General features: G+C 73.1%; 17 protein-coding genes. 6 read left to right on the plus strand and 11 right to left on the minus strand.

Going from position 1 to position 24,820, the window contains the following annotated elements; all coding sequences use genetic code 11:
• Positions 1 to 46: 46 nt before the first annotated feature.
• Positions 47 to 1,501, minus strand: a complete 1,455-nt coding sequence (locus tag AC1RSJ_RS09530) for an APC family permease (RefSeq protein ID WP_493118132.1) — start codon at positions 1,499 to 1,501, stop codon at positions 47 to 49.
• Positions 1,502 to 1,553: 52 nt separating this feature from the next.
• Positions 1,554 to 2,750 (minus strand): cysteine desulfurase family protein, encoded by a 1,197-nt coding sequence (locus AC1RSJ_RS09535; protein ID WP_493118133.1) that lies wholly within the window; start codon positions 2,748 to 2,750, stop codon positions 1,554 to 1,556.
• A gap of 105 nt (positions 2,751 to 2,855) precedes the next feature.
• Here AC1RSJ_RS09535 and glgX point away from each other — a divergent pair, with 105 nt between their 5' ends.
• From glgX to ybaK, 3 genes are read left to right on the plus strand one after another with little or no spacing between them, the layout of a single operon-like run.
• The gene (gene glgX / locus AC1RSJ_RS09540; RefSeq protein ID WP_493118134.1) at positions 2,856 to 5,084 is read left to right on the plus strand and encodes a glycogen debranching protein GlgX; all 2,229 of its coding nucleotides are present in this window, start codon (positions 2,856 to 2,858) and stop codon (positions 5,082 to 5,084) included.
• Positions 5,085 to 5,116: 32 nt separating this feature from the next.
• Positions 5,117 to 5,584 (plus strand): DUF2510 domain-containing protein, encoded by a 468-nt coding sequence (locus AC1RSJ_RS09545; protein ID WP_493118135.1) that lies wholly within the window; start codon positions 5,117 to 5,119, stop codon positions 5,582 to 5,584.
• A gap of 3 nt (positions 5,585 to 5,587) precedes the next feature.
• Positions 5,588 to 6,058: a Cys-tRNA(Pro) deacylase gene (ybaK, locus tag AC1RSJ_RS09550; protein WP_493118136.1), complete on the plus strand. Its 471-nt coding sequence runs from the start codon at positions 5,588 to 5,590 to the stop codon at positions 6,056 to 6,058.
• Positions 6,059 to 6,205: 147 nt separating this feature from the next.
• On the opposite strand, the gene AC1RSJ_RS09555 is transcribed toward ybaK, so the two are convergent.
• From AC1RSJ_RS09555 to AC1RSJ_RS09585, 7 genes are all read right to left on the minus strand, one after another.
• Complete coding sequence (locus tag AC1RSJ_RS09555) at positions 6,206 to 6,667, minus strand: hypothetical protein (protein WP_493118137.1); 462 nt, start codon at positions 6,665 to 6,667, stop codon at positions 6,206 to 6,208.
• Between the two features lie 17 nt (positions 6,668 to 6,684).
• Positions 6,685 to 9,243, minus strand: coding sequence for an alpha-glucan family phosphorylase (gene glgP, locus AC1RSJ_RS09560; protein WP_493118138.1), 2,559 nt, complete (start codon positions 9,241 to 9,243; stop codon positions 6,685 to 6,687).
• A 147-nt stretch (positions 9,244 to 9,390) separates the two neighbouring features.
• On the minus strand, positions 9,391 to 10,131 hold the full coding sequence (locus AC1RSJ_RS09565; protein WP_493118139.1) for a signal peptidase I: 741 nt from the start codon (positions 10,129 to 10,131) through the stop codon (positions 9,391 to 9,393).
• Complete coding sequence (locus AC1RSJ_RS09570; RefSeq protein WP_493118140.1) at positions 10,128 to 10,982, minus strand: hypothetical protein; 855 nt, start codon at positions 10,980 to 10,982, stop codon at positions 10,128 to 10,130. The genes AC1RSJ_RS09565 and AC1RSJ_RS09570 overlap by 4 nt, the downstream gene beginning before the upstream one ends.
• The gene (locus tag AC1RSJ_RS09575; protein WP_493118141.1) at positions 10,982 to 12,448 is read right to left on the minus strand and encodes an RICIN domain-containing protein; all 1,467 of its coding nucleotides are present in this window, start codon (positions 12,446 to 12,448) and stop codon (positions 10,982 to 10,984) included. The genes AC1RSJ_RS09570 and AC1RSJ_RS09575 overlap by 1 nt, the downstream gene beginning before the upstream one ends.
• Positions 12,445 to 13,209 (minus strand): hypothetical protein, encoded by a 765-nt coding sequence (locus tag AC1RSJ_RS09580; protein WP_493118142.1) that lies wholly within the window; start codon positions 13,207 to 13,209, stop codon positions 12,445 to 12,447. The genes AC1RSJ_RS09575 and AC1RSJ_RS09580 overlap by 4 nt, the downstream gene beginning before the upstream one ends.
• Before the next feature lie 119 nt (positions 13,210 to 13,328).
• Positions 13,329 to 13,922: an alternate-type signal peptide domain-containing protein gene (locus tag AC1RSJ_RS09585; protein WP_493118143.1), complete on the minus strand. Its 594-nt coding sequence runs from the start codon at positions 13,920 to 13,922 to the stop codon at positions 13,329 to 13,331.
• A gap of 544 nt (positions 13,923 to 14,466) precedes the next feature.
• Here AC1RSJ_RS09585 and AC1RSJ_RS09590 point away from each other — a divergent pair.
• Positions 14,467 to 16,410 carry an alpha-1,4-glucan--maltose-1-phosphate maltosyltransferase gene (locus AC1RSJ_RS09590; protein ID WP_493118286.1) on the plus strand — a complete coding sequence of 648 codons (1,944 nt, stop codon included), beginning with the start codon at positions 14,467 to 14,469 and terminating at the stop codon, positions 16,408 to 16,410.
• A 2-nt stretch (positions 16,411 to 16,412) separates the two neighbouring features.
• Positions 16,413 to 18,620 (plus strand): 1,4-alpha-glucan branching protein GlgB, encoded by a 2,208-nt coding sequence (glgB, locus tag AC1RSJ_RS09595; RefSeq protein ID WP_493118144.1) that lies wholly within the window; start codon positions 16,413 to 16,415, stop codon positions 18,618 to 18,620.
• Positions 18,621 to 18,763: 143 nt separating this feature from the next.
• Here the strand turns inward: glgB and AC1RSJ_RS09600 are convergent, their stop codons facing one another.
• Together AC1RSJ_RS09600 and AC1RSJ_RS09605 are read right to left on the minus strand one after the other, a co-directional pair.
• Complete coding sequence (locus AC1RSJ_RS09600) at positions 18,764 to 19,696, minus strand: tetratricopeptide repeat protein (protein ID WP_493118145.1); 933 nt, start codon at positions 19,694 to 19,696, stop codon at positions 18,764 to 18,766.
• Between the two features lies 1 nt (position 19,697).
• Positions 19,698 to 21,416, minus strand: a complete 1,719-nt coding sequence (locus AC1RSJ_RS09605; RefSeq protein WP_493118146.1) for a DUF8094 domain-containing protein — start codon at positions 21,414 to 21,416, stop codon at positions 19,698 to 19,700.
• Positions 21,417 to 21,678: 262 nt separating this feature from the next.
• On the opposite strand from AC1RSJ_RS09605, the gene AC1RSJ_RS09610 reads away from it, so the two are divergent.
• Positions 21,679 to 24,819 (plus strand): hypothetical protein, encoded by a 3,141-nt coding sequence (locus AC1RSJ_RS09610; protein ID WP_493118147.1) that lies wholly within the window; start codon positions 21,679 to 21,681, stop codon positions 24,817 to 24,819.
• The last annotated feature ends 1 nt before the right edge of the window (position 24,820 follow it).

Consider the following 24,820-nt stretch of genomic DNA (forward strand, 5'->3'; position numbering starts at 1 on the left):
GCCTCCAGGGTACGTGCGCACCGGCGGCGATGCCGCGACGTCGAGATCAGTTGCGGGTGGCGGTGCCGTCCTCGATCTCGTCGATCACCTCGGTGTCGAGCGACACCTCGCCGTAGCCCTTCGCCCGCCGGTGCAGGAACGTCACCAGCCAGAGCACGAGCCCGATCGCGAGCAGCACCCCGGCGATGCCGTACTGCTCGACCGGTCGGCCGGAGGTCCAGGGCAGCACCAGGTACACGCACACGATCGCGCCGATCACCGGCAGCGGCGACGGGGTGCGGAAGTGGTCGTGGTCGACGCGCTCCCGCCGCAGCACCAGCACCGCGACGTTGACGACCGCGAACACGGCGAGCAGCAGCAGCGAGGTCGTGCCGCCGAGCAGGGGAACGACCGGGTTCTTCGGGTCGAGCGAGATGAACGAGATGAGCCCGAGCGCGATGATCGTCGTGAAGAGGATGGCGGCCCACGGCGTGCGGCGGCCCGGCAGCACCTTCGACAGGAAAGGCGGCAGCACGCCCTGCTTGCTCATGCCGTAGATGAGCCGGCTCGCCATCATCATGTTGATGAGGGCGCTGTTGCCCACCGCGAAGAGCGAGATGAACGGCAGCAGCTGCCCGATCGGGAAGCCCGGCGCCGCGGTCTGCACGACGGTCACGAGCGGCGTGGTGCTCTCCTTGAGGTCGCCGACCGGCACGAGCGCCACGGCGATGATGGCGATGAGCACGTAGACGACGGCGGTGATGCCGAGTCCGGTGAGCATGACGCGCGGGAAGATCTTGTGCGGCTCGCGCACCTCCTCCGCCATGTTCACGCTGTCCTCGAAGCCGACCATCGCGAAGAACGCGAGCGAGGTGGCGGTGCTGACGGCCAGCACCACATTCTTGCCGCTCTCGCTCTCGAACACGACCACGCGGCTGAAGTCCGCCTGGCCGCCGAAGATCGCGAAGGCGCCGATGAGGATCACCATCAGCAGGCCGGACAGCTCGACGAGCGTGAGCACGACGTTGAGCCCGACGCCCTCCGCGACGCCGCGGAGGTTGACGACCGCCATGAGCAGCATGAACGCGACGGCGAGCACGAGCAGCAGGGCGGGCGTGCCCTCGATGCCGAAGCCGACGGAGAAGTTGCTCGCGAACGCGCTCGACGCGGCGGAGGCGGACGTGATGCCCGAGCACATCACCGTGAACATCACGAGGAACGTGACGAGGTGGATGCCGAACGCCTTGTGCGCGTAGAGCGCGGCGCCGGCGGCCCTCGGGTACTTGGTGACGAGCTCGAGGTAGGAGCACGCGGTGAGCGTCGCCACGGCGAACGCGATGATGAACGGCAGCCACGCGGCGCCGCCCACCTCCCCGGCGACCTGCCCGGTCAGGGCGTAGACGCCCGTGCCGAGGATGTCGCCGACGACGAACAGCAGCAGGAGCTTGGGCCCCATGACCCGCTTGAGCTCGGGCTCCGCACCATCGCGAGGCCCGGCGGCGGTCTCTTCCTTCACAGCCATGCTCCACTCTGGCCCGACCTGGCAAGCGCCTCTCGGAACGCTGTGTGGATGCTCAGGATCCCGAAACGCGCCCGATATCCGGCACCCGTCGGGCCATTCCGGCACCGCGAGCTCGGGCTACGGCGTCCGGCAGCGCGACGAGCAGCGCGTCGATCTCGTCGGCCGTGGTGCTCCGGCCGAGCGTGATCCGCAGGGCGCCGCGGGCCTCCTCCGCCGGCAGCCCCATCGCCAGCAGCACGTGCGAGGGCTCCGGCACGCCGGCCTGGCACGCCGACCCGGTGGAGACCTCGAAGCCCGCCGTGTCGAGCAGGAACAGCAGCGAGTCGCCCTCCGCGCCCGCGACCGTGAGGTGCACGGTGCCGGGCAGCCGTCCGCTCGGCTCCGGATCGCCGCGCAGCGTCGCCTCCGGCACCCGCTCGGCCAGGCCGCGGACGAGGCGGTCGCGCAGCGCGGACAGGTGCGCCGCGTGCGCGGCGAGCTCCGCGGTCGCGAGCTCGACCGCGAGCGCCAATGCCGCGGCGCCGGCGGCGTCGAGCGTGCCGGATCGTGCGCGCTGCTGCGCGCCGCCGTGCAGCAGCGCCTCGGGCTCGACGTCGCGGCGCAGCAGCAGCGCGCCGACGCCGACCGGAGCGCCGATCTTGTGCCCCGAGATGCTGATCGCGGCGGCACCGCTCTCGGCGAGATGCACCGGCACCTGGCCGAGCGCCGCCACCGCGTCGAGGTGCAGGGGCACGCGGTGCGCCGCGGCGAGCGCCGCCAGCTCCGCGACCGGCTGCAGCGTGCCGACCTCGTTGCTCGCCTGCAGCGCGCTGACGACGGCCGTGCCGCCCGGGCGGTCGAGCGCCGCGGCGACGTCGTCGAGCCGCGCGCGGCCCAGCGGGTCGACGCCGGTGCGCACGACCTCGGCGCCCTCGCGCGACTCGAGCCAGTCGACCGCGTCGAGGGTGGCGTGGTGCTCGGCGGCCGGGACGACGACGCGGCGGCGGCCCTCGGCCGCGCCACGCCAGTACAGCCCCTTGATCGCGAGGTTGATGCTCTCGGTTCCGCCGGCGGTGAGCACGACCTCCATCGGGTCCGCCCCGAGCGCGGCGCCGATCCGGGCGCGCGACTCCTCGAGCAGCGCACGCGCGGCCTGGCCGGCCCCGTGGATCGACGACGGGTTGCCGACCGTGCCGAGCGCCTCGGTGTACGCCGCGAGCACCTCGGGCCGGATCGGCGAGGTGGCGGCGTGGTCGAGGTAGACCGGCATGCGCCCATTCTCGCGCCGGATCCGGGGCCTGCACGGATGTGCGACCGCGCGATCGGGCTGGGGGGATGGCGAGAACCCGACCATCGGTCTGGCTATTCTCGACAGATGCCCGATCCCGCCACCGAGCTGGCCTCCGGCGACACCGCCGCGGCGTCGTCCGCGACCCCGACCGATCAGCAGCGCGAGGCCGAGCGCCAGGCCGCCGAGCAGCGCGAGGCGGACCTCGCCGCGGCGGCTGCGGAGGCCGAGGCGGCCGCGATCGCCGCCGAGACGGCCGCCGCGATCGCGGCGGAGGCGGCGTCGCTCCGCGACCTCGGCGTGCGCTCGACGCCGGACGGCGGCGAGATCCGCGTCTGGAGCGGATCGGCCCGCTCGGTCGACCTGCTGCTCTACGACGCGACCGACGCGGACTGGGTCGCCAGCACCGTCGCCCTCGCGCGCGACGAGCACGGCGTCTGGAGCGGCACGTCGCCCGAGCTCGTGCCCGGCACCCGCTACGCGCTCCGCGCCGACGGCCCGACCGGTCCGCAGCACGCGTTCGATCCGGACCTCGCGCTGCTCGACCCCTACGCCCGCGGCCTGGTCCGCTCCCGGAAGACCGGCGAGTGGCGCGGCTACGTGCAGGACGGCGCGTTCGACTGGGGGTCGTCGCGCCGGCCGATGACGCCGATGGACCACACGGTCATCTACGAGGCGCACGTGAAGGGCCTCACGAAGCTCAACACGGCGATCCCCGAGGAGCTGCGCGGCACCTACGCCGGCCTCGCGCACCCGTCGACGATCGAGCACCTCCAGTCGCTCGGCGTGACGGCGGTCGAGCTGCTCCCGGTGCACCAGTCCTCGAGCGAGCAGCGCCTCCAGAAGATGGACCTGGTCAACTACTGGGGCTACAACACGCTGAACTTCTTCACCCCGCACGCCGCCTACGCGAGCCGCACCGCCCAGCACGGCGGCACCGGCGCCGTGCTCCGCGAGTTCAAGGGCATGGTGAAGCTGCTCCACGAGGCGGGCATCGAGGTCATCCTCGACGTGGTCTACAACCACACCGCCGAGGAGGGCCGCGGCGGCCCGACGACGAGCCTCCGCGGGCTCGACGACGCGAACTACTACCGCCACCTGCCCGACGGCGGCTACCTCGACGTGACCGGCTGCGGCAACACCCTCGACGTGTCGAAGCCCGCCGCCCGCCGGCTGGTGCTCGACTCGCTGCGGTACTGGGCCGAGGAGGTGCAGATCGACGGCTTCCGCTTCGACCTCATGGCGACGCTGGGCCGCGACGCCGACGCGCACTTCGATCCGGCGCATCCGCTGCTCACCGCGATCCTCGACGACCCGGTGCTGAGCACGACGAAGCTCATCGCGGAGCCGTGGGACGTCGGCATGGGCGGCTGGCAGGTCGGCCGCTTCCCGGACGGCTACTCGGAGTGGAACGACGGCTACCGCGACCGCGCGCGCAACTTCTGGCTGCGTGACATCGCGTCGGCCCGCGGCACCGGCACGGCGAGCGAGGGCATCGGCTCCCTGGCACGCCGCATCTCGGGCTCGAACCACGTCTTCTCCCACGAGCGCGGGCCGCTCGCCTCGATCGACTTCGTGACCGCGCACGACGGGTTCACCGCGTACGACCTCGTCGCCTACGACCGCAAGCACAACCAGGGCAACGGCGAGGACAACCGCGACGGCTCGGACGACAACAAGTCGTTCAACCACGGCGCGGAGGGCCCCACCCGCGACCGCGCCGTGCTCGCGGCCCGCCGCAAGGCCATCCGCAACCTGCTCGGCACGCTGCTGCTCAGCGCGGGCGTGCCGATGATCACGGCGGGCGACGAGTACGGCCGAAGCCAGCGGGGCAACAACAACGCCTACTGCCAGGACAGCGAGCTCACCTGGATGAGCTGGAAGCACGAGCGCTGGCAGCGCGAGCTGCTCGACGTGACGCGCACGCTGACCCGGCTGCGCCGCGAGAACCCGGCCCTCCGCCCGGTGCGATTCGGCCGCTGGGGCGAGACCGTGCCGAGCGCGAGCCAGATGGACTGGTTCAACAAGGACGGCGAGTCGATGTCGATGGAGGACTGGGACTCCCCCGCCGAGCGGACGCTGCAGTACCTCGCCGCCTCGACGCCGGAGCTCGAGGAGTTCAACCGCATCCTGCTCGTCGTGCACGGGCTGGAGACCGAGGTGGCCGTGACCCTGCCGGAGCACGAGGGCGTCTCCGGCTACACGCTGCTCTGGGACTCGTCGCACGACGACATCGCGGGCCGGGAGGCCGACCACCTGCCGGGCGACCGGCTCGTCGTCGGCCCGACCTCGATGATGCTGTTCCGCGCGGTCTGAGCGGCGCCGGCCAGGGCGGGTAGCGTGACGCCATGCCCTTCGGCTACCGCGACGCACCCGAGAGCCGCTCGGCCGGCTGGTATCCGGACGAGCGCGACCACGCGCTCGAGCGCTGGTGGAACGGCGTGGGCTGGAGCGACACCCGCCGGCCCCGCGCGGGCGGACCGCTCCTGTCGACGACCGGGCCGGCCGCGGAAGCCCTCCCCCGGTCCGGCGCGGAGCCCGCGGCCGGCGCCGGCGGGCTGCCGGGACTGGCCGTCGTGGCCGGCCTCGTCGGACTCGTGCTCTCGGCCACCGGGTTCACGATCGTCTCGACGATCGCCGCCATCCTCGGCGTCGCCGGACTCGCCGGTGCGGCCCGGCGCGGCGGTGCGGGACGCGGTGCCGCGGGCGTCGGGCTGATCCTCGGGCTGCTCGGCTGGGTGCTGACCTGGGTGGTGGCGTCGAACGGCTTCCTGCGCGACTGGCTCGCGCAGCTCGTCGATCTGCTCGGGAGCTGACGGATGGCCGGCACCCCGGCGACCGCCGCCCTGCGCGCGGCCGGCGCCGCCTACACGGAGCACGCCTACGCGCACGACCCGCGCTCCGCCGCGTTCGGGCTCGAGGCGGCCGAGGCGCTCGGCGTGGAGCCGGAGCGCGTCTTCAAGACGCTGCTGTTCGAGGCGGACGGCGAGGTGGCCGTCGGGATCGTGCCCGTGAGCGCGCGCCTCGACCTCAAGCGCGCGGCCGCCGCGCTCGGCGCCCGCCGCGGGGCGATGGCGGACCCGGCGGTCGCGGAGCGCCGCACCGGCTACGTGGTCGGCGGGATCTCGCCGCTCGGCCAGCGCACCCGGCACCGCACCGTCGTGGACGAGACCGTCGAGCTGTGGGACACCGTCTTCGTCAGCGGCGGCCGTCGCGGGCTCGACCTCGAGCTCGCGCCCGCCGACCTGCTCCGGCTGACCGACGCGCTCGTGGCGGACATCGCGGGGTAGTGACCGGAGAACCGCTGGCTGAGGAAGGCCGTCGACGGCCTGTCTCGAAGCCCCATGTCTGCAGAACTGCGGCGTCGAAGCCGCGCGAAGCCGGCGTGGCGCTGGCGCGCTCCTCAGCCAGCGGAGCTGTCCGAGCGGCCGACCTGCTCATCGACCCGAGCCACGCTCCAGCGCGGCGACGAGCTGCGGCAGGATCTGCTCATGCCGGGCGCGCATGCCCTCGAGCGCCCAGCGCTGCATCCAGGACGGCGTCGAGAGCGTGATCCCGACCCGACCGTGCACCCGGTCGCCGCGCTGCACGAGCGTCGTCTCGTTCCAGAAGCGGATGCCCGGCGCCTGCCGCGCACGGGTGGTGATGCGCGCCCAGCCGTCGTCCGTCTCGCGCCCGAGCAGGTCGGCGCGGTACTCCAGCGCGAACGCGAGCGGCCCCCAGCGGGTGCTGTCGACCATCCGGAACGACTCCTGGGCACCCGGGGCGGGCTCCACCTGCTCGATCCGGCTGATGCTCGGATGGAGCTCGGCGGAGGCGCGGAGGTCGCCGAGCAGGCCGAGGGCGCGCCCGAGCGTCGCAGCGGCCTCGAAGCCGTAGCTGAAGCTCCCGGAGCCCACGCGGTGCCGTCGCCCGATCAGCCCGCGGAGGCGATGAGCCCCAGCTCGGACGGCGAGGCGAGCAGCGGGTTCGCCGGCACGACGCGCACGGTGTAGCCGAAGCTGCCGGCGCGGTCGAACTGCACCGTGCCCGCGAACGTCGCGGGGCTGCCGAGGTCGTGCGACACGAGCTCGAGCGGCACGTGCACGACGTCCGAGAGCTGGTCGTCGCCGCCGCGGGCGCGGCCGTGCACGAGCTCGACGCGCACGTCGGAGTCCTGCAGCTCGCCGAGCTCGACGAACGCCCGCACCTGCAGCGTCTCGCCGACCTGCGGGCTCGTGTCGACGCCGCCGGACTCGACGTGCGCGACGTGCACCCCCGGCCAGGCCGCGATGACGCGCGACTTCCAGGCGGCGAGCTCCCGCGCGGGGCGGAAGTCGTCGGCGGAGGCGGCGCGCTCGGCCGCGGCGGCCGGCAGGTACAGGTTCTGCACGTACTGGCGCACCATCCGGTCGGCGGACAGCTCCGGCGACATCGTGGCGAGCGTGTGGCGGATGTCGCTGACCCATTTGCCGGGCACGCCGTCGGCGCCGCGGTCGTAGAAGCGCGGCGCGACCTGGTGCTCGATGAGGTCGTACATCGAGTTCGCCTCGAGCGCGTCGCGCTCCGCGGCGTCGCCGGCGCTGTCGGCGGACGGGATCGCCCATCCGCTCTCGTCGTCGAAGTACTCGGCCCACCAGCCGTCGAGGATCGACAGGTTCAGCGAGCCGTTCAGCGCGGCCTTCATGCCGGACGTGCCGCACGCCTCGAGCGGGCGCAGCGGGTTGTTGAGCCAGACGTCGGTGCCCGGGTACAGCAGCTGCGCCATGCCGATGTCGTAGTTCGGCAGGAACACGATGCGCTTGCGCACCTCCTTGTCCTGGCTGAACTCGACGAGGCGCTGGATGAGGCGCTTGCCGCCGTCGTCGGCCGGGTGCGACTTGCCGGCGATGACGAGCTGGATGGGGCGCTCCGGGTGCGTGAGCAGGGCGCGGAGGCGCTCCGGGTCCTGCAGCATCAGCGTGAGCCGCTTGTAGGTCGGCACGCGGCGCGCGAAGCCGATCGTCAGCACGTCGGGGTCGAGCAGGTCGGCGTACCAGTTCGGCGCCGCGCTGCCCCCGTTCTGCTCCGCCCAGGCCGCCGTGACGCGTCGACGCGCGTCCTCGACGAGCTGCTCGCGGAGCGTGCGGCGCAGGGCCCACAGCTCGGCGTCGCCGAGCGCGTCGGAGGTCCAGTCGACGGCGGTCGAGTCGGTGCTGCCGAGCCGGTCGCCGGCGAGCTGGCGCACGCGGTCGTCCGTCCAGGTCGGGGCGTGCACACCGTTCGTGATCGAGGTGATCGGCACGTCGTCCGGGTCGAAGCCCGGCCAGAGCGCGCCGAACATCCGGCGGCTCACGTCGCCGTGCAGCTTCGAGACGCCGTTCGCGCGCTGCGCGAGGCGGAAGCCCATGACGGCCATGTTGAACGTGCCGGGCGTGCCGCCCTCGTAGTCCTCGGCGCCGAGCGCGAGCACGTCGCCGGCGTGCACGCCGGGCAGCAGCTCCGGCGTGAGGTAGCGCTCGACGAGGCCGGCGTCGAAGCGGTCGATGCCGGCGGGCACGGGCGTGTGCGTCGTGAAGACGGTGCCGGCGCGGACGGCGGTGAGCGCCTCCGGGAAGGAGAGCCCGGCCGCGATGAGGTCGGCGATGCGCTCCAGGCCGAGGAAGCCGGCGTGGCCCTCGTTGGTGTGGAAGACCTCGGCCGGCGCGCGGCCGGTCAGCGAGGTGTACAGCTTCACGGCGCGCGCGCCGCCGATGCCGAGCAGCAGCTCCTGCAGGAGCCGGTGCTCGCCGCCGCCGCCGTAGAGCCGGTCGGTGACGCCGCGCAGCTCCTCGTCGTTCTCGGGGATGTCGGTGTCGAGCAGCAGCAGCGTGACGCGGCCGACGGCGAGGCGCCAGATGCGGGCGTGCAGGGCGCGGCCCTCCGGCAGCGCCAGCGTCACGGCGGCGGGGGTGCCGTCCGGGTGGCGCAGCACCGACATCGGCAGGCCGTCCGGGTCGAGCACCGGGTAGCTCTCCTCCTGCCAGCCCTCGCGGGAGATGGCCTGGCGGAAGTAGCCGGCGCGGTAGAACAGCCCGGCCGCGACGATCGGCACGCCGAGGTCGGAGGCGCTCTTGAGGTGGTCGCCGGCGAGGATGCCGAGGCCGCCGGAGTACTGCGGCAGCGCCGCGGCGATGCCGAACTCGGGCGAGAAGTAGGCGATGGTCTCGGGGGTGTCGCCCTCGAGCGACTGGTACCAGCGCGGCTCGGTCAGGTAGACGCGCAGCCCGTCGCGGAGCGCCTCGGCGCGGGCGATGAAGTCCGCGTCGGCGGCCAGCTCGGCGAGCCGCGAGGGCTCCACCTCGCCCAGGGTGCCGACGGGATCCTTCGAGGCGTCCCAGATCTCCGGGGCGATCTCGCGGAACAGCAGCTGGGTCGGCTGATGCCACGACCACCGCAGGTTCGCGGCGAGCTCGTCGAGCGCGGAGAGCGCCTCGGGGAGGACGGTGCGGACGGTGAAACGACGGATGGCCTTCACCCGGCCAGCCTAGGACGTCCGGGGCTGCAACCGGTTACGCGCGTGCGACGGCTGCGCGACGGTCGAGGAACGGCGGACATCCCGATGCGGGGATCGGATGGCGGTGGCCCGCCCGCACGGCCCCTCCGGCACGTGCGGGCGAGCGGCTCAGGAGGTCGGCGGCTCGAAGCGCGAGCGGCGCGAGCCGGTGCGCTCGAGCTCCCGGCGCACGCGCGGCGCGGTGGCGCCCGCGACGACCGGCCCGGCCGGCGTCTCGACCGCGTCGTCGGCCGGGTCCTCGCGCAGGTCCGGCTGCGGCACCGCGGCCTCGATGGCGGCGGTCGCGCCGTTGCGGGTGCGACGGCGGTCGACCAGGCCGGCGATCATCATCCAGCCGGCGTAGAGGAACAGGCCGCCCGCGACGATCGGGATGATGACCGGGCGCATGTCGCCGTTGACGACGTTGTTGACCCAGCCGATGTAGGGCACGGCGTACCAGACGACGCCGCGGATCTGCACCGGGCGCACGGCCTTCTGGTCCTGCACGTCGTTGGCGTCGCCCTTCGTGATGAAGCGCGGCTCGCCCTTCGTCGCCGCGGTGGGCGCCTGGATCTCGATGACGCGGTGGGTGACGACCGCGCCCTCGCCCGACTCGAGCTGGTACGTGACGACGTCGCCGAGGCGGATCTGCTGCGGGTCCGTCGGCTTCACGATGACGAGGGTGCCGGGCGGGTAGGTCGGGTCCATCGAGCCGGTGAGGATCGTGTACGGGGTCGACCGGGTCAGCGCCGGCACCGCGACGACGAGCGTCGCGACGGCGAGCACGGCCAGCAGCAGCGCGCCGCTGACGATCATGCCGATCCAGTAGACGGGTCCACGGCGGCGCTTCTCGGTGGTCTTCGCGGTCATGGCGCGGCTCCCTTCAGGATGTCCTTGCGTCGGCGGCGCAGCGCCACCAGAGCACCGGCGACGGCGAGCAGCAGCCAGAACAGCACGTCCAGCTCCTGCCACAGTCGGCCGGTGTTCGCCACGACCGCGGACGCGCGGGTGGCGGGTACGGGGTCCGTGCCCTCGGCGGGTGCCGGGACGACGGTGGTCGGGAGTCCGCCGGCGGCGGTCCCGGGGTCGAGCACCGCGGTGCCACCGGAGACGGCCGTTCCCGCGCGGCCGGTCGACCAGCTCGGGGCGGCGTCGCCGGTGTAGCCGATGACGGTGGTGCCCACGGACGGGCAGTCGGTCGGCGGCAGCGAGGTCATGGCGGTGGAGCTCAGCGTGACGATGATCGAGAAGGTCACCGTGCCGGCCTGGCCGGCGAGTCCCTGGAGGTCGCCGAGGTCGAGCGCGGTGTCGACGCGCGTCGTGCCGCCGGAGGCGAGCACCGGGCCCTGGGTCAGCACGTAGCACGGCTGCGCCGCGGTCACCGCGATCGGGGAGCCGGGCCAGCCGGCGACGGAGGAGCGGACGGCGAGCGCATCCGCGACGTCCGCGTCGTGCACGACGACGTCGGCGAGGGTGATCCGCAGGTAGGCGGCCTCCCCGGCGGCGTTGCGCACCCAGAACGGGCGGGTGACGGAGTCGCGCGGCACGAGCGCGACGCCCGAGAACAGCTGGCCGGCCCAGGACGAGCCGAAGCTCGTGCCGTCCGGGCTGACCTGCACGGCGGTCGCGGCCTGCGCGGCGGCCGGTGCGCTCGCGACCGCGCCCGTCGCCGCGAGTGCGGCGACGGTCACGGCGGCGAGCGCGACGCGGAGGCGGGTCATCACTGCAGGTCCGACAGGGTGTTGGCGCTGACCGTGTAGTACGTCGTGAAGAACGTGGTGCGCGAGAACGACACCGTGCCCTGGGCGACGCGGGTGCTGAAGCTGTCGAGCACCCGGACGGTGAGGTTCGTGCCGGCGGTGTTGCCGTTCGCCGCGTAGAGCGAGGCGGCCGTGAAGCTGAGGCCGGTCGCGCTCGTCGACGCCATGGTGATGTCGACCCAGGCCCCGTTGCGGAGCAGCTGCGCCTTGTACGGCCCGTCCGGGATGGACGTCCAGGTGTACGTGATCGTCGCGTTGGCGGAGGAGTTGTTCGACGTGGCAGCGGCGTCGTTCTCGACGGTGCGCGACAGGGTCCACTGCTGGCCGGGCGCGTCGGCGCACGGCGCCTGCGTCAGCGGACCGTTGTTCAGGCCGGTGCCGTTCGGCGCGCTGAGGCAGAGCAGGCTGTCGACGTTCATCAGCTGGATGTAGCCGTTGCCGATGTCCTGGGCCTGCCAGCGCTGGCTGTTCGAGGCCGCGACCGTCGTGCGCGTCGAGATGCCGGTGCCGGCGGTCTGCGACGCGTCCGTGTCGAGCGAGAGGCCGGACGCGTGACGCGGGTTGATGCGGTAGAAGCCGTCGCCCGTGCTGACGAAGCGGAACATCTGGTTCGTCGAGCCCGTCGTCTTGCAGCCGTAGGCGATGACGAAGCCGCCGGGGTTCGTGTTGCCGTCCGAGACGTCGAGGCAGTAGTCGTACTGCGCGTTGCCCCAGTTCGGGCGGAGCCACAGCCAGCCGTCGGTGTCGACGGTCGTCGGCTGGTACATCGCCTGGGTCTTCTCGGTCGTCGTGACCGGGGTCGCCGAGGCGGTCCAGGCCGCGTTCGTGCTCAGGGTCATCGTCGCGGTGAGGCGCGGCGTGAAGCTCTGCGTGCCGCTCGCCGACCACACCGAGTTGCGGGTGCCGCTCGTGACGAAGCTGCGCACGCAGTACGACTTCGCGGCGCCCGGCGCCAGCGAGAAGGTCGTGCTCGTGCCGGCGGACCACACGGCGGTGAACGAGCCGGTGCCCACGGCGGCGGCCGTGGTGCAGGTCGCGACGTTCGTGGTCGGCCACGCGGTGAGCGACACCTTCGTGCCGAGCGTCGACGTCGCCGCCTGGCCGAAGCCCAGCGTGACGGTGCCCGGCGTGGTGCTCGAGGTGACGGTCGTGTTCGTCACGGTCACGCTGCCCGTGGTGGTCAGCGTGTTGTTCATGAAGGTGTAGTTCAGCGACTCGAAGTTCGCGGTGGTAATCGCGAGGGTCGCGCGCGTGGCCGACCCCGTCACGTGCAGCGAGGTGCTCCAGAAGGCCCAGCCGGCGGTGGTGCCGGCGAGCACGGCGAAGACGACGATGCCGGCGACCGCGGCGATGCGGGTGCGGGCGCTGCCCCGGTACGCGCCGATGCGCCGCGCGAGGCGGCGGTGGAGCGGGAGGCGGGCGCTCATGAGGGCACCTGCGTCGAGTCGATCTGGATGTCGAAGGCGAGGTTCGCGACGGCCGCCGCGGCGTCGGCGCGGAGGACGACCTGCACGCAGGCGGGGGTCGAGGTGCCGCCCGGGAAGGTGCCGTAGGCGAGCGCGGCAGTGGTCAGCGCGGTCGTGCCGAGCTGACCCGCGGGGCACGCGCCCGACGCGATGCGGACCTCCCAGCCGGCCGGGGCCGCGGTCACGAGCCGCGCGGTGACGGTGGAGGTCGCGCTGCCCGTGCTGGCGATCGTGACGGGCACGCTCGCGATGTCGCCGGGCAGGAGGTTCTGGAAGGCGGTCGCCGGGAGAGCGGCCGATGCGCCGGCGACGCCGCTGCCGTACTGGACGGTCATGGCGAGCGAGCCGGAGGAGATGGTGTAGCTGGCGACCGAGGTCTGGCTGTTGTAGTACGCGTAGCTGCCGGCCGCGCCGGTCACGGCGAGCACGACGGCCACCCCGACCGCCGCGGCGCCGGCGAGCATCCGACCGGGAGCCGCACGCAGCGTCCCGAAAACGCCGACCCCCGCAGAGCGGGTGGGCGTCCGGTCGGTCACCGGCACCGCGACGTCCTCCGCCGCGACGCGAGTCCGCGCGCCCGACCGCGAATGTGCGGTGAGCGTCGCGACGAGCAGGGCGACGACGACCAGGGGTGCCAGCGGGAGCAGGATCAGCAGCGCGAGCCGCCGCCGCGACGGGGCGGTCGCCCTCGTCGCGCGGAGCGCGCGCGTGTTCCTGCTCATGATGTCCGCCGTTTCCGGGTCGTGCGGGATGTCGGGTGGAGGTCTCCGATCCGCTGAGGGATCGGAGGTGAAGACGGCCGGGACGTTGTTCGGGTCCGCCCCGGCCGTCGTCGAGAGGGTTAGGCCACCTGCGAGATGGTGACGACGCCCGTCGTGGAGTCGAGCTTCACGTTGCCGAGCTGGCCGACGGTGCCGGTCGTGCTCGACGGGAAGGTGAAGGAGACGCTGATCGCGACCGAGCCGGTCACGGCCTGGCCGGTGTTGGTGGTGATCGTGTAGGTGCCGGCGGTGTTGGTGAAGCCGGTGCCCGACACGGTCGCCGTGGTGGCGGCCGAGGAGGCGATCGCGTTGGCGAGCGCGGTGTCGTTCGCGTTGCCCGTGGTCGCAGCGGACCAGGTGCCGGCGACGTTGGAGAGCTGGAACTTGAGGTTCGTGCCCTGCGCGGTGAAGCCGACGGTCTGCTTGAACTCGAGCTTGTCGCCGGGGACGATCTTCAGCTGCGAGAGCTGCGTCGCGGTCAGCGCCGTGGTCGAGTCGTTGAGGTACCAGGCACCGGCGGCCGGGGTGCCGAACTTCAGCTGGCCGGCGGTGACGGTCTGGCCCTGGGCACCGGCGGTGACGTTGTCCGACCAGTACGCGAGCGAGCCCGCGCCGCCCATGAGCAGGATGATGCCGGCGGCACCGGCGATGGCGCCCTTGGTGAGCTTGTTCATGATTCTTCGGGTCCTTTCGTCATCGCACGATGACGGCAGAGCTCGAACCCTGGGCGCGCTGGACTGCTCAGCGCGCACGGTCCTCGGCGTAGCCGAGCCCCCCAGGCCGCTGATCAAGCGTTCGCGAGTTTCGGGTCCTCGCATGGTTTCGGGATGTGGAACGTCACGGTGGTCGGGCTTCGGGTCCGGCCGTGGCGGTGGTGCTCTGTGCGAGGTGTCGGGTTTTCGGGTCCGGCCCGCACAGTGGGATCTCCCCCGCCTCAAACGCTAGATGGCGCCGCAAGCGGAGGCAATGACCCGGATGCCCCCAGAGGGAGGGGGATATACCGGTCGGTACACGAGGTGTCCCCCGGGTGAGCGGATGCCCCGCCGGCGCCCGATCGGACGCAGCGACGGCGGGCGCCCGTCCTCGGCCGCCCCTCGGCGCGCCCTGGGAGGGGCCTCCGAGCGGGCCGGATCCCCCCTCCGCCGGGCGGGGCCCGCGCGATACGGTCGGACGGTGGCTGACACCTGGTCCGGACGCATCGGGCGCATCCCGATCCGCATGCTCTCCCCTGTCCAACCGGAGGACCGCTGGCCGGCGAAGTCCTTCGTCGGCGAGGTGGTGCCGTTCGAGGCCGTCGTGTTCCGCGAGGGGCACGGCCGGCTCGGCGCGGAGGTGGTGCTGACCTCCCCGGCCGGCGAGCAGACGTATCACCCGCTCGCGCCGGGCGCACCCGGCACCGACCGCTGGCACGCCGAGGTGCCGGTCACGGCCGAGGGCGTCTGGCGCTTCCGGGTGCGCGCCTGGAGCGACGACTGGGCCACCTGGGTGCACTACGCCGACGGCAAGGTCGCCGCCGACCAGGACATCGACCTCACCTTCGCGATGGGCGCCGAGCTGCTCAGGAAGCGCAAGGCCAAGGTCTTCGCGGATGCCCGCACCGCCTTCCTCGACGAGCGGCTCTCCGGCGCCGCCCGGCTCAAGGTCGCCCACGACCCGCGGCTCGCCGCCGCGATCGCCGCGGCGCCGGTCGCGAGCCTGCACACCGACTCCGAGGAGCATCCGCTCCGGGTCGAGCGCGAGCGCGCGGCCGTCGGCGCCTGGTACGAGTTCTTCCCCCGCTCCGAGGGCGCGCGGCAGCGCAAGGACGGCACCTGGAAGTCCGGCACGTTCCGCACCGCGGCGCGCCGGCTGCCGGCCGTCGCCGCCATGGGCTTCGACGTCATCTACATCCCGCCGCCGCACCCGATCGGCACGACGTTCCGCAAGGGCCGCAACAACTCGGTGACCTCCGAGCCCGGCGACCCCGGCAGCCCGTACGCGATCGGATCGGCCGAGGGCGGGCACGAGGCCATCCACGCCGAGCTCGGCACGGTCGACGACTTCCGGTTCTTCGTCCGCTCCGCCGAGAAGGCCGGGCTCGAGGTCGCGCTCGACCTCGCGCTCAACGCCTCCCCCGACCACCCGTGGGTCGCCGAGCACCCGGAGTGGTTCACGAAGCGGCCCGACGGCTCGATCGCCTACGCGGAGAACCCGCCGAAGAAGTACCAGGACATCTACAACTTCGACTTCGACAACGACCCCGAGGGCATCTCCGCGGCGTGGCTCGACATCGTCGAGACCTGGATCGCGCGCGGCGTGAAGATCTTCCGCGTCGACAACCCGCACACGAAGCCGGTGCGCTTCTGGGAGTGGCTGATCGCGCAGGTCAACGGCACGCACCCGGAGGTGATCTTCCTCTCGGAGGCCTTCACCCGCCCCGCGACGATGGAGACGCTCGCCGGCGCCGGCTTCCAGCAGTCGTACACGTACTTCACCTGGCGCAACACGAAGGACGAGCTCGCCGAGTTCTTCACCGACATCTCGACGCGCACCGCCTCGTACATGCGCCCGAACATGTGGGTGAACACGCATGACATCCTCACCCCGTACCTGCAGTTCGGCGGCCGGCCCGCGTACAAGGTGCGGGCCGTGCTCGCCGCGACCGCCTCCCCGAGCTGGGGTGTCTACTCCGGCTACGAGCTGTTCGAGGATGTCGCGCGTCCCGGCAGCGAGGAGAACATCGACAACGAGAAGTACGAGTTCAAGTCCCGCGACTGGGCCGCGGCGGAGGCGGCGGGCGACTCGCTCGCCCCGTACCTCACGCTGCTGAACCAGATCCGCTCCGAGCATCCGGCACTGCGGCAGCTCCGCAACCTCAAGGTGCACTGGTCGGACGACGACTCGGTGCTCGTGTACTCCAAGACCCTGCCCGCGGAGTTCGTCCGCTCCGGTCGCGCCGACGGCGTCATCGTCGTCGTCAACGTCGACCCGCACTCCGTGCGCGCCACCTCCGTGCACCTCGACCTCGCCGCGCTCGGCCTCCCGGCCGGCACCGAGGAGTTCGGCGTCCGCGACCTGATCACGGGCCAGCGCTGGACCTGGAGCACCTCCAACTACGTGCGCCTCGACGCGTTCACCGAGCCGGCGCACGTGCTCGCCATCGACTACCCGAGGGGGATCTGACCATGGCCGAGACCACAGGAACCGGCGCCGGCGGCACGGCCGCCGCGCTGCCGGAGCTGCACGCCGACCACATCCGCGCGCTCGTGCTGGGGCGCCATCCGCACCCGCACGACGCGCTCGGCGCGCACCCGGTCGCCGGCGGCGGCTGGGTGGTGCGCGTCATCCGCCCGCTCGCCGAGCGCGTCGCCGTCGTGCGCGCCGACGGCACCCGCGTTCAGCTCGGCCACGTGCAGGACGGCCTCTGGCACGGCTTCCTGCCCGGCGAGGGCCAGCCGTACGAGGTGGAGACCGCCTACGCCGACGGGCCCGACTGGACCGCCGGCGACCCGTACCGCTTCGTCCCGAGCGTCGGCGAGATCGACCTCTACCTCTGGGGCGAGGGCCGGCACGAGCAGCTGTGGCACTGGCTCGGCGCGCACCACCGGCCGCACGAGGGCGTCGACGGCACCTCGTTCTCGGTGTGGGCGCCGCACGCGCAGGCCGTGCACGTCGTCGGCGACTTCAACGACTGGTCGGGCGCGGGCCACGCGATGCGCCGGCTCGACGACAACGGCGTCTGGGAGCTCTTCGTGCCCGGACTCGGCGCCGGCACCAACTACAAGTTCGAGATCCTCACCGCGTCGGGCGACTGGGTGACGCGCGCCGACCCGATGGCGCGCTACACGGAGGTGCCGCCCTCGACCGCCTCGAAGGTCGGCGACACGCTGTTCGCCTGGAGCGACGACGCCTGGATCGCCCAGCGCGCCACCCGCGCGCCGCACGAGGCCCCGATGAGCGTCTACGAGATGCACCTCGGCTCGTGGCGCCCCGGCCTCGGCTACCGCGAGGTCGCCGACCAGCTCGTCGACTACCTCACCGAGCTCGGCTACACCCACGTCGAGTTCCTGCCGCTCGCGGAGCACCCGTTCGGCGGCTCGTGGGGCTACCAGGTCACCGGCTACTTCGCCCCCACCTCCCGGTTCGGGCATCCCGACGACCTCAAGTACCTCATCGACCGCCTCCACAACGCCGGCATCGGCGTGATCATGGACTGGGTGCCCGGGCACTTCCCGAAGGACGAGTGGGCGCTCGCGAAGTTCGACGGACAGCCGCTCTACGAGCACGGCGATCCGCGCCGCGGCGAGCACATGGACTGGGGCACGCTGATCTTCGACTTCGGGCAGTCGCAGGTGCGCAACTTCCTCGTGTCGAACGCGCTGTACTGGCTCGAGGAGTTCCACGTCGACGGTCTCCGCGTGGATGCCGTGGCGAGCATGATCTACCTCGACTACTCCCGCGAGGACGGCCAGTGGCTGCCGAACCAGTTCGGCGGCCGCGAGAACCTCGAGGCGATCGGCTTCCTGCAGGAGGTCAACGCCACGGCCTACAAGCGCAACCCGGGCATCGTGATCATCGCCGAGGAGTCGACGTCGTTCCCCGGCGTCACCCGCCCCAGCGACGCCGGCGGGCTCGGCTTCGGCCTGAAGTGGAACATGGGCTGGATGCACGACACGCTGTCGTACATCTCGGAGAACCCGATGTGGCGCTCGCACCACCACAACGAGATCACCTTCAGCTTCGTGTACGCGTTCAGCGAGAACTTCATGCTGCCGATCAGCCACGACGAGGTCGTGCACGGCAAGGGCTCCCTGCTCGGCAAGATGCCGGGCGACCAGTGGCAGAAGCTCGCCAACATGCGGGCGTACTACGCCTTCATGTGGTCGCACCCCGGCAAGCAGCTGCTGTTCATGGGCCAGGAGTTCGGGCAGCCGAGTGAGTGGAGCGAGTCGCGCGAGCTGGACTGGTGGATCCTCGACCAGCCGGTGCACCGCGGGCTGCTCACGCTCGTCAGCGCGCTGAACCGCATCTACCGCGAGGAGCCGGCCCTGTGGGAGCTCGACAGCTCCCCCGACGGGCTCGACTGGATCACCAGCTCGCCGGACCAGAACGTGATCGGGTTCCTCCGCACCGCGCGCGACGGCTCCCGGCTCGCGTGCCTGGTGAACTTCGGCGGCAACCCGGTCGGCTCGTACCGGGTCGGACTGCCGAGCACCGGCACCTGGCGCGAGGTGCTCAACACCGACGCGGTGGAGTTCGGCGGCTCGGGCGTCGGCAACTTCGGCGCCGTCGAGGCGGTCGCCGAGCCGTGGGACGGCAAGCCGGCGTCGGCGGAGGTCACCCTCCCGCCGCTCGCGGGCCTCTGGCTCAAGTACGAGGCACCCACCGCGTAGCCGCCCCGATGGCTGAGTAGCGACGAGGGAGCGTATCGAAGCACCGCATACGAGGGCGCGGGGCTTCGATACGGCCTCGTTCCTCGGCCTACTCAGCCACCGGAGTGCGAACCGCTCGAGCCCGCGTCGTCAGTACAGCGTCGTCAGTACAGCAGCGAGGCCAGCCGGGCGCGCGCCGCGCCCACGCGCGGGTCGTCGCCGCCGGCGACCTCGAAGTACTCGAGCAGGCGCGCGCGCAGGGCGTCGCGACCGGGCTGGTCGAGCGACGGGAAGAGGTCGAGCAGGCGCGCGAACGCGTCCTCGAGGTGGCCGCCCGACACGTCGAGATCGGCGACGGCGAGCTGCGCGTCGACATCCTCCGGCGCCGCCGCGGCGGCCGCGCGGACGGCGTCGGCCGTCGACCCGTCGAGCCGCGCGAGCAGCGAGACCTGGGCGAGCCCGGCGACGGCCTCCGCATCCCGCGGGTTCTGCGCGATCGCGGTGCGGTAGGCGGTCTGCGCGGCGGCGTAGTCGCCCCGGGCGATCGCGTCGTACGCCTCCTGGTGCAGCGGCGGCAGCGGCTCCTCCACCGGCTCGGCGGGCTCCTCGGGCTCCTCGCCGTCGGCCGGGGCGATCGAGCCGGTGACGCCGTTCTGCGCGGCGACCTGCAGCACCTGGTCGAGCACCTGGCGCAGCTCGCCGTCCTCCGGGATGCCGACGAACAGCGACAGCGGACGCCCGCCGATCACGGCGGCGACGGTCGGCACCTCGCGCACCTGGAACGCCTGGGCGAGCTGCGGGTTGCGCGAGCCGTCGACGGTCGCGAGCGCGAGGCGTCCGCCGTAGGCCCGGACCGCGGGCTCGAGCGCCGGCTCGATGCCGTTCGCGTAGAACTCGACGATGACGGGCACCTGGGCCGAGAGGTCGAGCACCGACTCGAACGACGCGTCGTCCGCCTCGAACACGATCCGGCCGGCCTCCGGAGCAGCCGCGGCGGGCGCGCCGCCGGCCGGGGCGTTCGCGCGGTTCACCAAGGACGAGAGGTCGACGGCGCCGCGCAGGCTCGGGCCGGGGGCTGCGGGTCCGGGGTTGCTCATGTCAGCTGGCCTCCTTGGCTGCGACGAGCTCAGAGCTGAACCCGAGCAGCGTCGTCTTGGCGTCCTTGTCGGTCTTCGGCGGGACGTAGAACAGCAGCTGCAGGTCGTAGGTCGAGGCGATGCCCTTCGGCGTCGATCCGAGCCCCGAGAGCAGCTTCACCCGGCCCTGCGCGTTGATGGTCGACCCGGCCTCCGGCGGGGTCACCGTCTCGATGTCGTGCAGGTCGACGGCCACGATCGCACCGGCGTCGACCGAGCTGAGCACGATCGTCTGACCCGTGCCCTTCTCCATCGAGTAGGCGAGCGGCGCGCCCTGGGTGTCGGCCTTGTGCGCCTCGCGGTACGCGGGACCGAGCGCGACGATGCCCTGGTCCTTCGTCTCGTCGAACTCGGCGTAGTTCTCGCTCGACTCGCCGTTCGTCAGCAGGTCGTAGTAGTCGGCGCCGACCTGATCCGGCGCGATCTGCAGGTACGGCACGTCGGACTTCACCCGCGGGGCGCCGACGGTGGGCGGCGCGAGCGCCGGCACCTGGGCGCGCGGCTGCAGCTGCAGGGCGTACTCGACCTTGTACTCGTCGCGCGCGGCGGCCTGGATGAGCATGAGCGCGATCGGGCTCTTCTCGTCGCCGACGACCGTGAAGACGGTGCGCGGCCAGCCGGCGTTCTGCTGCGGCAGCATCACCTGGATCGGGCCGGACGGGATGGCCGTCGGCGCCGGCTGCGTGCTGTCGCCGGCGCGGATCGTGTAGTTCGCGGTCCGGACGGCGAGCGCGGGGCCCTGGAGGCGGGTGGCGGCCTTCGCGGGGTCGATGGCGGCATCCGCGTCCTTCACGGACGCCGACACTCGCTCGAGGATGCGGGTCAGCTGCGGCCTGGTGACGGCGACCGGGTCGGTCGTCGGGCCCGCGGTCGCCGAGCCGCTCGGCGTCGGCGTCGGGCTGGCCGGGGCGGCGCCGAGCGAGCAGCCCGTGAGCGCGAGGGTGCCGATGAGCACCGGACCCGCGACGAAGCCGCGGCGGCGTCCGCGGGAGGGGCCGGCGGGGAGGGCGCGCAGCGACCGGCGGGTGAGCTGCGGCGGGCGCGGGGCGCGCGGCAGCCGAGGCTGACGTCGGCGGGGTCCGCGGCGGCGGCGGGCGTGGATCAGCGCCCAGATGAACGCGATGAGCCCGAGCAGCAGCAGTCCGACCCCCGCGGTGATGAGCGCCGATGAGTACGGCGCCGAGTTGTCGATGGGCCAGCGGATCGTGACATCGCCCGGAGCGGCCTTCTTCTCGCCGGTGTAGGCGATCACCGAGTAGCCCGAGTCGAGCTGGAGCGGCCAGGTGACCGCCTCGGTGCCGGTGCGCTCGTCGAGCCAGAGGTCGGAGCCCTTCGGCGTCGGCACGGCGGTGGCGGTGCCGTCGACGGTCGAGCCGACCAGCTTCTGCTTCGCCGAGTTCCAGGTCACCGTCTTGTAGGCGGACTTGCCGACCCAGGCGTGCACGTCGGCGGTGCGGCCGTAGGCGAGGAAGACGTCACCCGAGCCGGCCAGGGTGAGCCGCTGGCTCCCGGGCACCGCCGTCAGGGTGGATCCGTCGATCACGGTCAGCTGCGCGGACGACCCGACATCGGCGGTCGCCGAGAGCTCGCTCGGGCCGGCCAGCACCGTGCGCTGGGCGATGCCGAGGCCGGCCGACGCGAGCGCGCACACGAACAGCACGATCGCGAGGACGAATCTCACTCGAGGGGCTCCTTCCGCATCTGCGCGCGGGCGTCGGCCCGGCGTCCGCGATCCCGCATCGGACGGGGCGCACGGCTCCCGGAGCTCCTCCGGGCCGCAGACAAGACATACCAGCGTATCGGAGCACTCCTGAAAGCCGTCGGGGAGTGCGCTGGGCGGACCGATCCCCGTTTCCTTCCCGGTCACCTCCCTCCCTCTAGACTCGGAAGGTTCCCGGCGCCGTCGGACCGGCGGTCTCGGCGCCAACGGAGGAGGAGGGGCTGTGGCGGCAGACGATTCGGGCTTCGGCACCGAGCTGCGCGGATACCGCAAGGACGAGGTCGACCGTGCGCTCGCGGACCTGCGTCGCGAGCTGATCAAGGCGAACTCGGACAAGACGGACAGCGCCAAGGAGGCCAAGCGCCTCCAGGCGGTGGTCGAGGATCTGCAGGCGGAGCTCGACGAGGTCGGCAGCCCCACCTACAGCGGGCTCGGCACCAAGCTCGAGAACACGCTGCGCGTGGCGGAGGAGCAGGCCACCCGCCTGATCAGCCAAGCCGACATCGACGCGGAGAAGCTCCGCGGCGGCGTGCAGGCCGAGGTCACGAAGCTGCGCACGGACGCCGCCAGCACCGCGGCCGCCGCGCTCGCGGAGGCCCAGTCCCGCGTCGAGGAGATGGCCGAGGCGGCGCGCGAGGAGGCCGAGGGCATCGTCGCCCGAGCCCAGGCCGACGCCGAGCTGCTCACCCAGGACGCCGTGCGGGAGGCCGCCGCCATCCGCGGCGCCGTCGCCACCGAGGCCGCCGACGCCCGCTCCGCCGCGCGCCGGGAGGCCGCCGCGCTGCGTGCCGAGGCCGAGCGGGAGGCCGCCGAGCTCCGCGTCGTCGCACAGAAGGAGACGTCGGAGGCCCGCGAGGCCGCCGCGACGCTCGCCCGCGACACGGAGCGCGGCAACGCCGAGTTCACGAGCGAGGACGAGCGCCGCCGCGGCGACCTCGAGCGCGACCTCGAGCAGCGGCGCACCGACCTCGAGCGCGAGATCGCCGACGCCCAGGCCGTGCTGCAGAACGACGAGGCCGCGCAGCGCACCGCGCTGCAGTCGGAGCTCGACAGCGCCCGTGCCGCGCTCGCGGAGGAGCTGACCACCCGCCGCGGCGAGCTCGACGCCGACCAGAAGCGCGTCCGCGCCGAGCTGGCCGCCGAGAAGCGCACCCAGAAGGCCGAGCTCAAGGAGGAGCTCCGCGCGGCCCGCGCCGAGCTCGCCGCCGAGCTCGCGGAGATCCGCGAGGCCTTCACCGCGGAGCTCGGCCAGGACCGCGCCGCGCTCGACGCCGAGCTCGGGCAGTCGCGAGCCGACCACGACCAGGCGATCGGCGACGAGCGCGCGGAGCACGACCGCACGCTCGCCCGAACCCTCGCCGCGGCCGACGCCGACATCACGCGCCGCACGTCCGACGCCGACACCTACGTGACCGAGTCGCGCATCGCCGTCGACGCCGAGGTGGCCGACAAGCAGCGCGCCATCGACGCGGAGGTCGCCGAGCGCACCGCCGCCCTCGAGGCGGACATCGCCGACCGGTCCGGCGCCCTGGAGAGGGAGCTCGTCGCGGCGCGCGATGCGCACGACCGCCTGGTCGCCGCCGAGCGCGCCGAGACCGACGAGTACGTCGCCCGCTCGCGCGCGACCGTGGACGCGGAGGTCGCCCGCCTGCTCGGCGATGCCGAGACCGAGTCGACGCAGACCCGCACGGAGCTCGCGAACGACGTGGCCCGCACCCGTGCCGCGCTCGAGAACGACGTGACCCGCGCGCGCACCGAGCTCGAGGACGAGGTGACGCGCACGCGCACCGAGCTGGAGAACGACGTCGCGAAGTCCCGCGCCGAGGCCGAGAACGAGGCGGCCCGCATCCGCAACGAGGCCGTGGCGGAGGCGACCGCACTCCGCGCGGAGGCCGCAGCCGAGGCGAGCGCGCTGCGCGACGCCGCCGCGGCCGAGTCCGCGACGCTGCGCTCCGAGGCGGCCGCCGAGGCCGCCGCCGTGCGAGCCGAGCTCGCGGACGAGGTCGCCACCGCGCGGACCGCGCTCGAGAACGACGTCACGGAGACCCGTGCCGCCCTCGCCGACGAGGTCGCGACGCGCACCGCCGCGCTCGAGAAGCTGGTCTCCGACACGACGACCGCCCTCGAGCGGGACGAGCGCGAGCGACGTGCGGCGCTCGAGGCTCACGTGACCGACACGACCGCGGCCCTTGAGCAGCGCGTGGCGGACGAGACCCTCGCGCTGGAGACCCAGCTGACCGAGACCCGCGCCGCGCTGAAGAAGGAGGTCGCGAGCGCCCGCTCGAAGCTCGCCTCCGAGGACACCCGCACGCGCCGGGAGCTCGAGAAGCACGTCACGACCACCCGCGCCACCCTCGACGCCGACGTCGCTCGCGGCCGCGCCGAGCTCGACGAGCACGTCACCACGACCCGCGCCGACCTCGAGCAGGAGGTCGCCGAGACGCGCTCCCGCCTCGAGAGCGACGTCACGCGCGAGCGCTCGGACCTCGAGGCCGAGACGGCCCGCCAGCGCACCACGCTCGAGTCCGAGCTCACGCACGCCCGCACCGAGCACGAGCGCGAGCTGGCGGACGCCCGCGCCGCCTTCGACGCCGAGGTCGCGACGGAGCGCGAGAAGTACCAGGCCGAGCACGCCGGCGGCCGCGCCGCTCTCGCCGCCGACACGTCGCAGAAGCGCGAGGCGCTCGAGGCCGAGATCGCGAGCCGCACGGCGCAGCTCGACGCCGACATCGCCGCCGCGCGCGCCGAGATCGACCACGAGCTCGCCGAGACCCGCGCGGCGCTCGAGTCGGACACCGAGAAGGCCCGCACCGACCTCGACCGCGACACGGCCCGCCAGCGCGCCGCGCTCGCGGACGAGGCGACCCGCACCCGGGCCGCCCTCGCCGCCGAGACCGACGAGCAGCGCGAGACGCTCGCCCGCGAGGCCGCGCAGGCCCGGCTCGACCTCGAGGCGGAGCTCACGGCGCGTCGCGACGAGGCCGAGAAGGAGTACACCTCCGCGCACCAGGAGGCGGCCGCCTCCACGCAGAAGTTCCTCGACGAGGCGAAGAAGCAGCTGACCGAGGCCGACGGCCGTGCGGCGGCCGCGCGCTCCGACGCGGACACGCTGCTGAAGTCCGCGCAGAAGCAGTCGCGGGAGTCGCTCGCCGACGCCCGCTCGACCGCGGCGCAGATCCTCTCGAACGCCGAGACGCGGGCCCTCGCGATCACCTCCGAGGCCGAGGAGAAGGCCGCCGAGCTGATGGCGGACGCCGAGGAGCGGCTCGAGAAGATCCGCGTCGAGCGCGACGCGATCGGCGGCTACTTCGAGAACCTCCGCGGAATGCTCACGCAGGCTGAGAAGATCGGATCATCCAACTGAT

This window comes from Schumannella sp. GW821-FHT10F01 (genome assembly GCF_058809295.1).